Below are 12,994 nucleotides of genomic sequence, written 5' to 3'. Positions count from 1 at the left end.
GAGGCGTTTTTGTTTTGTGAGGGAGATGGGGAAAACCTTAACGATCGCGGATTATGTTCCCACAAAACACAAAAAAATAGATTCCTAGATTCAATAAAACTAGTTTAAGAATCTAAAACCCTGTCCATACTGTTTCCTAGAAGGGGATGGTGATGGAAATGAGAAAGCAGCATATCGCATTTATCTATATTTTATTATTATTACTTGGTGCAATCATGAACGTATATAAAGAACCGCTTTCGGCCGGAGCACAGCAGCAGGGGTCAGAACCGGTCGTGATTCCGGAAGAGGCAATTCGTCTCCGTATTTTGGCCAACAGCGATTCTGATGAGGATCAAGCCTTGAAACGCAAGATTCGCGACGAAGTGAACAAAGAGATTACGGTGTGGGTGGAAAAGCTCACTTCTATAGAGGCAGCACGGGAATTGATTCAATCAAGACTTCCTGAGATTGAGAACATTGTACAGTCCGTTTTAGTGAAAGAGAACAAGGAACAGGAATTCAGCGTTGATTTTGATAATGTCAGCTTTCCGACAAAGATGTACGGCAGCTACATTTACCCTGCAGGTGATTATGAGGCAATCTTGATTACGCTTGGAGAAGGAAATGGCGCCAACTGGTGGTGTGTACTGTTCCCGCCGCTTTGCTTCCTTGATTTTTCTAACGGACAGGCAGTGCAGGCAGCGGAGTTAGAAGAAGAGGACAAAAGTTCAGAAGCTCAAAAAACATCTGACGAGCTTAGTGCTCTAATTGTAGATGAAGAGGAAGAAAAGGAAGAAGCAGAGGTCAAATTCTTCCTGGTTGACTGGTTTTCGAGCTTGTTTTCATGATGGCTTATGGAGAGATCCGAGAGTCTTTCTTTTTTTCTACTAAACCGTGCATAAAAGCTATCCCCCGTCATAGATTTGAAGTAGAAAAGAAAAACGGGGTGATGGAATGTACTATCAATTGCGGATTGCGGAGAAAAAAGATGTACAAGCTATAAAATCGTTTATTGAAAAAGCGGGATTGAGCTCTGAAGGAATAGAGGAGATCGCCGACTACTTTGTCATAATGGAAAGTGATGAAAATACGATCGTTGCAAGCCTTGGAATCGAGCCGGTAAATGGAGACGGTTTACTTCGCTCCCTTGTTGTTTCAGAAGCGATCAATCAGGCTCATCTCCTATCTTTGTTTGAAAGCATCCATGCATTAGGGAGAGAAAAGGGGCTTCTCGGGAGCTATCTCGTCACCAACAAGAAAAATTCAATTGAATTTCTTAAGCTAATAGGTTTTCAATCAGTTGAACAGAACGAGATTCCTGAGCATTTAGTACATTCGGCGCATTTTAAAGAATCATTGGAAAAGGAACATGCAGTTGTAATGGTAAAAACCTCCTGATGTGGATATATCCACATAGTTATCCACTGATTCGCAAGCTTTATCCACATTTTGTGGATAAAGCTTGTTTTATTTGGGGTCATCTTTTATACTTTCATGAGGAATGGAAGAAAAGGTCGGGAAATACAAAGTTATTCACATGTTAGACAGGAGAGTTATAAGAATGGATACAAAAGTTTGGATTGTGGATAATTTGAAGGATTTATCCTTAAGTTATCCACAAATTGCACAGGCAGCAGCCAAATTAAGAGAGAATGAGGTTGTTGCGTTCCCAACAGAGACTGTATATGGCCTTGGCGCCAACGCCAGATCGGATCTTGCTGTGGGTAAGATTTATGAAGCGAAGGGCAGACCGAGCGATAATCCACTGATTGTCCACATAGCGACAAAAGAACAGCTGCATGAAATTGCAGCAGACGTACCTGATTATGTGGAAAAGTTAATCGATGTATTGTGGCCTGGTCCGATTACATTTGTCTTGCCGAAGAAACCAGGCCTCTCTGATCGTGTAACAGCAGGTCTTGATACGGTAGCTGTAAGGATGCCTGATCATCCGCTTGCACTTGCACTAATAGAAGAAGCAAACTTGCCGATTGCTGCACCTAGTGCGAATCTTTCCGGAAAGCCAAGCCCTACACGCGCTGCACATGTATTTGATGATTTAAATGGCAGAATCTCAGGCATTATGGACGGAGGCGCAACGGGTGTTGGTGTGGAATCAACTGTCCTGGATTGCACACAGCGGATTCCGGTTATTTTAAGACCGGGCGGAGTAACGCAGGAACAGCTGGAAAGTCTGATTGGAAAAGTGGAGATGGATCAGGCTTTAATAGAAGAAGGGCATACTCCAAAGTCGCCTGGAATGAAATATACTCACTATGCGCCTATTGCACCCTTGACCATTGTTGAAGGCTCTTTGTCTTTTTTTCAAAAAACAATTGATGCCGCAAGACGTGAGGGGAAAAAAGTAGGTGTGCTTGCAGCAAAAGAAAACGCAGACAGCTATCATGCCGATGCTGTTTTAGTGTGCGGAAGCAGAGAGAATATGCAGACAGTTGCGGCCGGACTCTACGGCGTGCTTCGTGAATTTGACGCGGCGGGAGTTGACTGCATTTACAGCGAAAGCTTTTCAAATGAAGGTGTCGGTCAAGCGGTGATGAACCGTCTGCTGAAGGCTGCAGGACACCGGATTGTGAAGGAATAAGATCGCATTAGAAGATGTTCTAAGCAAACTCGGACGTGCATAAATTTGAATGAGGCGTGTCCGAGGAGGCTTTAGAATGAATGTAGAGGCATTAATTGGGGAACTCATAACCTTATTTATGATGGCATTTGCACTTGGAATGGATGCTTTTTCAGTCGGACTTGGGATGGGGCTGATCAAACTCCGGTTAAGGCAGATTTTTTATATTGGCCTGACAATTGGACTGTTTCATATATGGATGCCGCTTGCAGGAATGTGGATCGGAAAAGTGCTCTCCAGTACGTTTGGGAATATCGCTTCAATTGCTGGCGGCGCCCTGCTGATCATTCTTGGAGTGCAGATGATTTTCGCTTCCTTTAAAAAAGATAATGAACCAATGATTACACCAGTTGGCTTTGGGCTCCTTTTTTTTGCTCTCAGCGTAAGCCTGGACAGCTTTTCAGTCGGTTTGAGTCTTGGCATTTATGGTGCAAGAACGTTCCTGACGATCGCGATGTTCGGCTTAGTCAGCATGGTCCTGACATGGATTGGTCTTCTAATTGGCAGAAGAGTTCAGAACTGGCTCGGTACATACGGTGAAGCTCTTGGAGGAAGCATTCTTTTAGGATTTGGCCTGAAGCTGATTTTCCCTATATAAAAAGAGGATAACAGGTCCGATTAAGGCCTGTTTTTTGTTTGGTTTTAAAAAGTATTTTGAGCTTCAATGGCTGGCAAATCGCTCAGGCCCCTCGGCCGGAATGGATCCGCAAGTATTGGCGAAAAGCGAGCTTGCGCTTTTCTCATTCCCAAAAAGCGCAATGACTACTTTCAGGACTCCATTTGGATTATAATAAAACAAAGGAGGTAGATGAATGATTAATGTCCTTTTTGTTTGTACCGGAAATACATGCAGAAGCCCCATGGCTGAAGCGTTATTGAATCATATGAAAGAAAATGATCTCCTGTCGGTCAAATCTGCAGGTGTGTATGCAAGCGACGGCGGCGATGCTTCTCTTCATGCAAAGCAGGCGCTTGATGAGAAAGGGATCATATGCAATCACCAGTCGGCTCAATTGAATGAAGAGCACATCCGCTGGGCAACTTACATTTTAACAATGACTGAAAGCCATAAAGAACTGATTTTTGAACGATATCCGCAGGCGATAGAAAAAACCTTTACTCTTTCTGAATTTGTGGTGGAGGATGGGCAGGATCGGCGCGATGTCATAGATCCGTTCGGCGGTTCACTTGAGATATACAGAATGACCCGTGAAGATTTGGAAAAGATGATAAAGCTCTTAGTTAAAAAGTTAGAAAATTAAGCGTTTGGAGGGTTCAAAATGAAGATTGCGATTGCTTCTGACCATGGCGGGCTGAATCTCCGCGAGGAAATCAAGCAGCTGATGGATGAAATGAACATACAGTATGAAGATTTTGGCTGCGAGTGCGAAACATCGGTCGATTATCCTGATTATGCATTGCCGGTAGCAGAAAAAGTGGCAAGCGGAGAATTTGACCGCGGCATTCTGATTTGCGGCACGGGAATCGGCATGAGCATTTCTGCCAATAAAGTAAAAGGGATTCGCTGCGCGCTTGTACATGATACATTCAGTGCAAAAGCAACAAGAGAGCACAATAACAGCAATATGCTTGCAATGGGCGAGCGTGTGATCGGACCTGGTCTGGCCCGTGAAATCGCAAGAATCTGGCTCACAACAGAATTTGAAGGCGGCAGACATGAAAACCGCGTCAGTAAAATCACTGCTTTTGAAAATAAAATCCAAGGGTGAACGAAATGACATTGATTGGAGAGTGGAAGAGTCAGCTTCGCACTATGCTTGCTGATTTAGAAGAGCAATCTTCTTTTCGCGCGGGGAACATCTTTGTGGTTGGCTGCAGCACGAGTGAAGTGATTGGAGAAAAAATAGGGACGGCCGGTACGAGTGAAGCGGCCGAAATGATTTTTGAGGAATTAAAAGCATATCAAGAAAGAACCGGCATGCATCTCGCTTTCCAATGCTGCGAGCATTTGAACAGAGCCCTTGTGGTCGAGAGTGATACAGCTGCTTCTTATAATCTTGAAGCAGTTACGGTGACTCCGGTCCGTACGGCTGGAGGAGCGATGGCTGCATATGCTTACTCAGCTTTCAAAAAGCCTGTTGTGGTTGAATTCATCAAAGCTGACGGCGGCATTGATATCGGCGATACCTTTATTGGCATGCACCTTAAGCATGTAGCAGTTCCGGTCAGAAGCTCTGTGAAGCAGCTTGGACATGCCCGGGTTACAATGGCAAAGACGCGTCCGAAACTGATCGGCGGCGAAAGAGCTGTGTATGCAGCCAAAGAAGAAAACAAAAAGTGCACGTGATAAATACGAACGATATAAAATAGAGATTGATTATCATTCGTGATTTTGGGCGTTTTTTTCAAAAATCACTGTTCTTGATAAAAAATACACAGAAATCTATTACAATCTTGAACATGAACGTGTACAATGAAATTGAATTGAATGTGAAAATTGTCTGCAAAATCAAGTGAATTTGGATAGGGGGATTTTAAAGCATGAAACATCTAAGTAAGCAGGATACTGGCGTATTTGAAGCAATTCAGGACGAATTACAGCGTCAGCGCACGAAAATCGAATTGATTGCTTCCGAAAACTTTGTAACAGAAGCCGTTATGGAAGCGCAAGGCTCAGTCCTTACGAACAAATATGCAGAAGGCTACCCTGGCCGCCGTTATTACGGAGGCTGTGAGCACGTGGATGTTGTGGAAAATATCGCAAGAGACCGTGCAAAAGAAATTTTTGGTGCAGAGCATGTTAACGTGCAGCCTCACTCAGGTGCACAGGCGAACATGGCTGTTTACTTCACAATCCTTGAACATGGCGATACAGTACTTGGCATGAACTTATCTCATGGCGGTCACTTAACACACGGAAGCCCTGTTAACTTCAGCGGCGTGCAGTACAATTTCGTTGAATATGGCGTGGATAAAGATACACACCGCATCAATTATGAAGATGTATTAGAGAAAGCCCGTTTACATAAGCCAAAGCTGATTGTTGCAGGCGCAAGTGCATATCCTCGTGCAATTGATTTCAAGAAATTCCGTGAAATCGCGGATGAAGTCGGAGCATATTTCATGGTAGACATGGCTCATATCGCTGGACTTGTAGCGGCAGGCCTTCATGAAAACCCTGTTCCTTATGCTGATTTTGTTACAACAACAACACATAAAACATTGCGCGGACCTCGCGGTGGAATGATTCTCTGCAAAGAAGAATTTGCGAAAAAGATTGATAAGTCTATTTTCCCTGGAATCCAAGGCGGACCGCTTATGCACGTAATCGCTGCAAAAGCTGTTTCATTTGGAGAAGTTCTTCAAGACGACTTCAAGACATATGCATCTAACATCATTGCGAATGCAAACCGTCTTGCTGAAGGCTTGAAGAAACAAGGATTAACACTTGTATCAGACGGAACAGACAATCACTTGATTTTAATTGATGTGCGTTCTCTTAACCTGACTGGTAAAGTGGCAGAAAAAGTATTGGATGATATCGGAATTACAGCGAACAAAAACACGATCCCATTTGATCCTGAAAGTCCATTCGTAACAAGCGGTATCCGCATCGGTACAGCTGCTGTAACAAGCAGAGGCTTCGGTCTTGAAGATATGGATGAAATTGCTGCAATCATGGGTCTTGCACTCAGCAACCCTGAAGATGAAGCAAAATTACAAGAAGCAGAGAAAAGAGTAGAAGCATTAACTTCTAAATTTTCTATGTATGAGCAACTATAAATAAGATTGGGCTGACTTGTTCAGCCTTTTTTTGATCAAAAAAAGAGCAAATCCAGCTGAATCGGATTTGCTCTTTTCTCTTATAGAAAAACAAAATAAATCACTGCAGCTAAAATAATGCGATAAATGGCAAATGGCACAAGTTTAATTTTGTTAATTAGGGCCAGGAAGAAGCGAATTGAAATTAAAGCAACAACGAATGCGCTGATAAATCCTGCAATAAAGAATGGCAGTGCGTCCATCGTGAAGTACTCCCAATTTTTAAGAAGAGAAAGTCCGCTTGCCCCGGCCATAATCGGAACAGCCATAATGAAGGTAAAATCAGATGCAGTTCTATGATTCATGCCAAGAATAACGCCTCCGGAAATCGTCGATCCAGAACGCGAAAATCCGGGCCATAACGCTAAACATTGAATCAGTCCTATAAGCAAAGCCTGTTTATACGTGATTTTATCCACAGTTTCTGTTGTAATGGTTCTTTTGCGCTGGATGAAATCAGCAGCTAACATTAAGAAAGCTCCAATTACCAAGCCGATTAAAACCGTATGAATAGAAAACAAGTGTTCATCGATGTAATCTTCAAATAAAAGTCCAAGTACAGCAGCAGGCAGCAAGCCTACGATGACTTGTGTTAATTTTAACTTCGTCCGTTTTTCCTCAGCTGTTTCTTTTTTCAGACCGAGCAAGCTGATAAAACGCTCTCTGAAAATAATGACGACCGCAAGAATCGATCCAAGCTGAATCACGATCTTAAACGTATTTGCAACAGGTGCCCCAAAAAGCTCTTTAGACTGAAACAGCAAATCATCAAAAATAATCATATGTCCAGTAGAGGACACTGGAGCAAATTCGGTTAATCCTTCCACAATTCCTAATACAACAGCAACAAAAATCTCCCATAAATTCAAGTTTATATCCACCTCTTTAACTAGTTCATTTAAAAAACGCTCTTTGATGATTTTAAACGTTTCATAGATAGAAGTCTATGAATTTCATGGAATTGGTAATCTGTGTAAAGTGGGTTTGGAGGGTAATAGGTCAAAATACTTAATGTTAGAAAGTGGAAAATGAGCATTTTGAATATTGTGTTAAATGTTAAATCTATTTATTATCATTCTTAGATAACTACAACCCGTACTAGCAACTTAACCTGAGGGCTATGCATTGTCCAAATATGGACAACAACCCCGTTATTCTTTATGAATAACGGGGTTTTATTATGGAAAGGAGGAAGCGGTTAAAGGAAGCGGCAGAAAAACATGATCAAGGGAGAGATGGCTGGATGTTAAAAAAAGCAATGAGTTTAACAGTTGCCTTTGTTCTTATTTTTAGTTTGTATGGACCGTTTGCAGATAATTATGCAAACGCTTCCACTGATAATAAAGTAAATTATTCGAACGATGTTATCTATCAAATTATGACGGATCGGTTTAGTGATGGGAACACTAATAACAATCCGACAGGCAGCTTGTTCAGCGCTGACTGCTCGAATTTAAGAAAGTACTGCGGCGGTGACTGGCAGGGGATTATTAATAAATTGAATGACGGATATTTCACGGATATGGGGATTACGGCCTTATGGATTTCCCAGCCTGTTGAAAATGTCTTCTCTGTGTTAAATGATGCGGCAGGCACGACATCTTATCACGGATATTGGGCAAGGGATTTTAAAAAGACAAACCGCTTTTACGGCACGGTGCAAGAGTTTCAGACCCTTATCAATACAGCACATCAGAAGGGGATAAAGGTCATTATCGATTTTGCGCCAAATCACACTTCTCCGGCATCTGAAGATACTCCGTCTTATATGGAAAACGGAAAGCTGTATGATAACGGAACCCTTGTGGGCGGTTATACAAACGATACGAAAGGTTTATTCCATCATAATGGGGGAACGAATTTTTCTTCTATTGAAGATGGGATTTACAGAAACCTTTATGATCTGGCAGATTTCAATCATCAGAACCCGGCAGTAGACAAATACTTAAAAGATTCTGTGAAGCTCTGGCTCGATATGGGAATTGACGGAATCAGGGTAGATGCAGTGAAGCATATGCCTTTCGGCTGGCAAAAGACGTTCATGGAATCGATCTACAGCTATAAGCCGGTGTTTACGTTCGGAGAATGGTTCCTTGGGGAAAATGAAGTGGACCAAAACTATTATAACTTCGCCAATTCCACAGGAATGTCCTTGCTTGACTTCCGGTTTGGCCAAAAACTGAGGCAGGTATTAAGAAGCGGTTCTGATAACTGGTATGGCTTCAACTCGATGATTGCTGAGTCGGAAGCGAAATACGAACAGGCTGCCGATCAGGTCACCTTCCTCGATAATCACGATATGGACCGCTTTCACTTTGACGGGGCGGATGTAAAAAATACGGATCTTGCTTTAGCAGTCATGCTCACTTCAAGAGGGGTTCCGAACGTTTATTATGGAACAGAGCAATATATGACAGGCAATGGAGACCCGAACAACCGGAAAAAGCAAACTTCTTTCAATAAAACAACGAAGGCTTATCAGATCATCAGCAAGCTTGCAGGTCTGCGCAAATCGAACCGGGCTTTAGGCTACGGTAAAACAAAAGAGAGATGGATCAATAATGATGTCTATATCTATGAAAGAACATTTGGCAAAGATACAGTGTTGGTAGCAGTAAATAAAAGCAAAACAGCAGCTTACAACATATCAAATCTCTCAACGGCTCTTCCTGCAGGGAATTATTCGGATCAGCTGACTTCCCTTCTGAATGGAAACAGCTTATCAGTTAGAAGCGGCGGTGCTGTCACTGCTTTTGACCTTTCACCGGGTGAAGCAGGTGTCTATTCCTCCAATGGGACCTCAGCAGCGCCTGCAATTGGACAAATCGGGCCGGTTATGGCAGTGCCGGGAAGCACGATTACAATCAGCGGAGAATCCTTTGGCGGTTCTGCTGGTACAGTTAAGTTCGGAACAGTAAATGCCTCCGTATTATCATGGTCGAATACAGAAATTAAAGCACAGGTTCCTGTTTTAAAAGGAGGAGATTATCAAGTGTCTGTCGCATCATCAGGCGGGACTGCCAGCAATACGTACGGTCCTGTTGAGGTTTTATCCGGAAAACAGTCATCTGTCCGGTTTATTGCGAACAACGCATCAACAAGTCCTGGCCAGTCCATTTATATAGTAGGAAATGTAAGTGAGCTTGGAAACTGGGATGCATCGAAGGCAGCGGGACCGATGTATAATCAGGTGATCACAAAGTATCCGGCCTGGTATTATGACGTCAGTGTACCGGCAGGACGCAATATTGAATTTAAGTTTATTAAAAAGGATGCAAGCGGAAATGTTGTTTGGGAAAGCGGAGCGAACCATGTTTACACGACTCCATCGAGCGGTCCTGGAACCTCTATTTCAATCTTCCAGAACTAAAAAAATCAGCTCACCTGTTGGATGGGTGAGCTGTTTTCTCGTTAAACGGATCAATTCATGATTTAGACTGATACAACTCTAAATCACACTGATAGATGGCTGGAAAGATGCTCATCATTTTTAAAATCCGGTCAAAAACTGCTGTCCATCCGGCCTTGAGTAAAAATCCTGCAAATAAATCTCCCATCCTTCTTGAAACGGCTCTGCTTTTTCTGTAAAATCTATTGAAGTGTCATAGAAAAGGAGATGAGCCGATGGGCAAAGTATACGTTTTTGATCATCCACTTATTCAGCATAAGCTAACATATATCCGTGATGTAAAGACAGGTACGAAAGAGTTTCGTGAGCTTGTTGATGAAGTTGCGAGCTTGATGATGTTTGAAATTACAAGAGACATGCCGCTTGAAGAAGTGGAAGTTGAAACACCGGTGCAAGTAGCAAAATCAAAGGTTTTGGCTGGCAAAAAGCTTGCGATTGTCCCTATTCTCCGAGCTGGTCTTGGAATGGTAGACGGTATCATTAAACTGATTCCGGCTGCAAAAGTCGGACATGTTGGTTTATACCGCGATCCAGAGACGTTAAAGCCGATCGAGTATTATGTGAAACTCCCTTCTGACGTGGAAGAGCGCGAATTTATCGTTGTTGATCCAATGCTTGCAACAGGCGGATCTGCTGTTGAAGCAATCAACAGTGTGAAAAAACGCGGCGCTAAAAATATCAAATTCATGTGTTTAATCGCAGCTCCAGAAGGTGTGGAGATTGTGAAGGAAGCACATCCTGATGTTGATATTTACATTGCAGCACTTGATGAAAAATTAAATGATCATGGATATATTGTCCCTGGCCTAGGTGATGCCGGAGACCGCATGTTCGGAACGAAATAAATTGAAATGAAATCCTCCTTTATGAAAAGGGGGATTTTTTTCATGAAAAAACCTCCCTTAGAAAAGAATAAGAGAGAGGTGACAAAAAATGGTCCGAACATGCACACTTTCTTTCTTATTTTTCACACTGATTTCTTTTTCAGCTCAGGCAGAAACGTTTCCGGCGATCCCTCCTATTCCTGAAGAATCACCAGATAAGGCAGAAACAATCATGATTGTTGTTGAAAAAGAACATGCAGCTGCGTTCTCGCAAAAAATAAAGCGAACGTATCCAAACGTTCGCATTCGCCGCACATTTAAAAAGGTATTCAGCGGCTTCACACTGGCTGGGAAGCATAAAGATCTTGAAGCTATCCAAAAAGAACCTCATGTTGTGCACGCGAGCCCGGTTACAGCCTATCATGTGGATCTTGAAGAGAGTGTCCCGTTTATCGGCGGGGATGAAGTACGCGGAAAATTCGATGCTGAACATCAAAGGCTGACAGGCAAGGGGGTAAAGGTGGGCATTATTGATACCGGCATTGATTATACGCATCCTGATTTGTCCAGAAGCTATCACGGGGGAGCCGATCTCATAGACGGAGACAGCGATCCGATGGAAACAAAAGCGACAGATGGAACGGAAACACTGCACGGGACACATGTGGCCGGAATCATTGCAGCGAATGGAAAACTTCAGGGCGTAGCACCGGAAGCGGAAATCATTGCTTACCGGGCGCTTGGTCCTGGAGGATACGGAACAAGCGAACAAGTGATAGCGGCTATCGAAAGAGCGATTGAAGACAAAGTGGATGTGTTGAATTTGTCGCTCGGGAATACAGTTAATGGACCTGACTGGCCTACAAGTCTCGCTCTGGATCGTGCGGTTGAGCATGGAATCGTGGCAGTGACATCAAGCGGAAATTCAGGTCCCGGAGTATGGACAATCGGCTCACCGGGCACATCAAGCAAATCCATCTCTGTCGGGGCATCCACGCCTCCGCAGAAAATACCATATTTAAAGCTGAGCGGAGCGGGGAAAATGGTTCCGATTACAGCCCTTGCCGGGTCAAAAGAATGGAAGCTGAGTCAAGGGGAAGAAATCGTGTTTGCGGGGATTGGTGAAGAGCACCAATTTAAAGCAGATATGAAAGGGAAGGTTGTACTTGTAGAGAGAGGCAAAATCACTTTTACTGAAAAAGCGCTGTATGCTGAAAAAGTCGGAGCTAAGGCAATTATTATCTACAACAACATGAAAGGCAATTTCGCAGGTAACCTTGAATTAGAAGTAGGCATCCCTGTGGTTTCCATTTCAAAAGAGGATGGATTATGGCTTAAAAAGCAATTGAACAACAGCGCGCTCGTCCGAACAGTCTATCAGCATGAATCCGATCAGCTGGCAGATTTCAGTTCAAGAGGTCCTGTCACCTATTCGTGGGAAATCAAACCGGATGTGGTAGCACCGGGTGTAGCAATCGACAGCACCGTTCCTGAGGGGTATTTAAGCCTGCAGGGAACAAGCATGTCGGCGCCGCATGTAGCTGGAGCAAGCGCTCTTTTAAAACAGGCGCATCCTGATTGGAACCCGGAGCAAATCAAAGCGGCCTTAATGAATTCTGCAGAGCCTCTGAAAAACAAAAACGGAACCTACTATGAACCCATCGAGCAGGGAGCAGGAAGAATCGATTTGACCCGTGCGCTGGAAACGGACTTTCTCCTGTATCCCGGTTCATTGTCATTCGGACAAGTTCCTCTGCACGGAGACCGGATCCAGAAAAAAGTGAAGCTGACTCTTGATAACCAGTCGGATGCAAAAAAGACATACACTTTCAATTATCCTTCCTACACAAAAGGTCTTCAATGGAAGATTCCGCAAAAAGCGGAGGTGGAACCAAAACAGCAAAAGGATGTATTCATTACTTTGGATATTTATTCAAACGGGATGGAAGCCGGGCTGCATCATGGCTGGATTGAGGTGGAAGCGGGCGGGAGACTTGAAATGCTTCCTTATCTATATGTAGTGGATGAACCGGATTATCCTCGTGTAATGGGATTTGAATTTGGATTCGGTGATACAGCAGGGACGTATAAATACGAGTTTTATCTGCCGGGCGGTGCAGATGAAATGGGAATTGCCCTTTATGACCCGGATACACTCAGATTTGAGGGGTTTCTTGACTGGGGCAGGAATCTCGAAAGAGGGGTTGTCAGGAAAACATTCAAAAAGGATGATCTAAAGCTGAAAGACGGTCTCTATAAAGCGGTCATCTTTGCGAAAAAAGGCAGCAGGGAGGATACGATTGAAACAGATCTTATCCTTGAAAATCCTGGGGAGAAAAGGCACTAAAGTTCAAT

General features: G+C 43.4%; 12 protein-coding genes. 11 read left to right on the top strand and 1 reads right to left on the bottom strand.

Annotated features, from left to right (window positions below; translation table 11 throughout):
• Positions 1-158 precede the first annotated feature (158 nt).
• The 8 genes from spoIIR (at position 159) to glyA (ending at position 6,367) form a co-directional block, all read left to right on the top strand.
• Positions 159-830 carry a stage II sporulation protein R gene (spoIIR, locus tag E2R53_RS16660; RefSeq protein ID WP_133313095.1) on the top strand — a complete coding sequence of 224 codons (672 nt, stop codon included), beginning with the start codon at positions 159-161 and terminating at the stop codon, positions 828-830.
• Between the two features lie 106 nt (positions 831-936).
• Positions 937-1,380 carry a hypothetical protein gene (locus E2R53_RS16655; protein ID WP_133312833.1) on the top strand — a complete coding sequence of 148 codons (444 nt, stop codon included), beginning with the start codon at positions 937-939 and terminating at the stop codon, positions 1,378-1,380.
• Positions 1,381-1,543: 163 nt separating this feature from the next.
• Positions 1,544-2,584, top strand: coding sequence for an L-threonylcarbamoyladenylate synthase (locus E2R53_RS16650; protein ID WP_133312832.1), 1,041 nt, complete (start codon positions 1,544-1,546; stop codon positions 2,582-2,584).
• A gap of 76 nt (positions 2,585-2,660) precedes the next feature.
• Positions 2,661-3,221 carry a manganese efflux pump MntP gene (locus E2R53_RS16645; protein ID WP_133312831.1) on the top strand — a complete coding sequence of 187 codons (561 nt, stop codon included), beginning with the start codon at positions 2,661-2,663 and terminating at the stop codon, positions 3,219-3,221.
• Between the two features lie 214 nt (positions 3,222-3,435).
• Positions 3,436-3,885, top strand: a complete 450-nt coding sequence (locus E2R53_RS16640; protein WP_133312830.1) for a low molecular weight protein arginine phosphatase — start codon at positions 3,436-3,438, stop codon at positions 3,883-3,885.
• Positions 3,886-3,903: 18 nt separating this feature from the next.
• Positions 3,904-4,353 carry a ribose 5-phosphate isomerase B gene (gene rpiB / locus E2R53_RS16635; protein WP_133312829.1) on the top strand — a complete coding sequence of 150 codons (450 nt, stop codon included), beginning with the start codon at positions 3,904-3,906 and terminating at the stop codon, positions 4,351-4,353.
• Between the two features lie 5 nt (positions 4,354-4,358).
• Complete coding sequence (locus tag E2R53_RS16630) at positions 4,359-4,931, top strand: TIGR01440 family protein (protein WP_133312828.1); 573 nt, start codon at positions 4,359-4,361, stop codon at positions 4,929-4,931.
• 194 nt (positions 4,932-5,125) lie between these two features.
• Positions 5,126-6,367 carry a serine hydroxymethyltransferase gene (glyA, locus tag E2R53_RS16625; RefSeq protein ID WP_133312827.1) on the top strand — a complete coding sequence of 414 codons (1,242 nt, stop codon included), beginning with the start codon at positions 5,126-5,128 and terminating at the stop codon, positions 6,365-6,367.
• 80 nt (positions 6,368-6,447) lie between these two features.
• On the opposite strand, the gene E2R53_RS16620 is transcribed toward glyA, so the two are convergent.
• A complete protein-coding gene (locus tag E2R53_RS16620) occupies positions 6,448-7,275 on the bottom strand; it encodes an undecaprenyl-diphosphate phosphatase (RefSeq protein ID WP_133312826.1) in 828 nt (275 codons plus the stop codon).
• A gap of 374 nt (positions 7,276-7,649) precedes the next feature.
• On the opposite strand from E2R53_RS16620, the gene E2R53_RS16615 reads away from it, so the two are divergent.
• The 3 genes from E2R53_RS16615 (at position 7,650) to E2R53_RS16605 (ending at position 12,986) form a co-directional block, all read left to right on the top strand.
• Entirely contained in the window at positions 7,650-9,776 is a 2,127-nt protein-coding gene (locus E2R53_RS16615; protein WP_286166277.1) for an alpha-amylase family glycosyl hydrolase, read from the top strand.
• Between the two features lie 254 nt (positions 9,777-10,030).
• Positions 10,031-10,660, top strand: coding sequence for a uracil phosphoribosyltransferase (gene upp, locus E2R53_RS16610; RefSeq protein WP_070877078.1), 630 nt, complete (start codon positions 10,031-10,033; stop codon positions 10,658-10,660).
• A gap of 88 nt (positions 10,661-10,748) precedes the next feature.
• Entirely contained in the window at positions 10,749-12,986 is a 2,238-nt protein-coding gene (locus tag E2R53_RS16605; protein WP_286166251.1) for a S8 family serine peptidase, read from the top strand.
• Positions 12,987-12,994 lie beyond the last annotated feature (8 nt).

It is taken from the genome of Peribacillus frigoritolerans, from assembly GCF_004358755.1.
Lineage (GTDB): Bacteria > Bacillota > Bacilli > Bacillales > Bacillaceae > Bacillus_P.
This window is presented reverse-complemented; position numbering and strand designations above follow the sequence as displayed.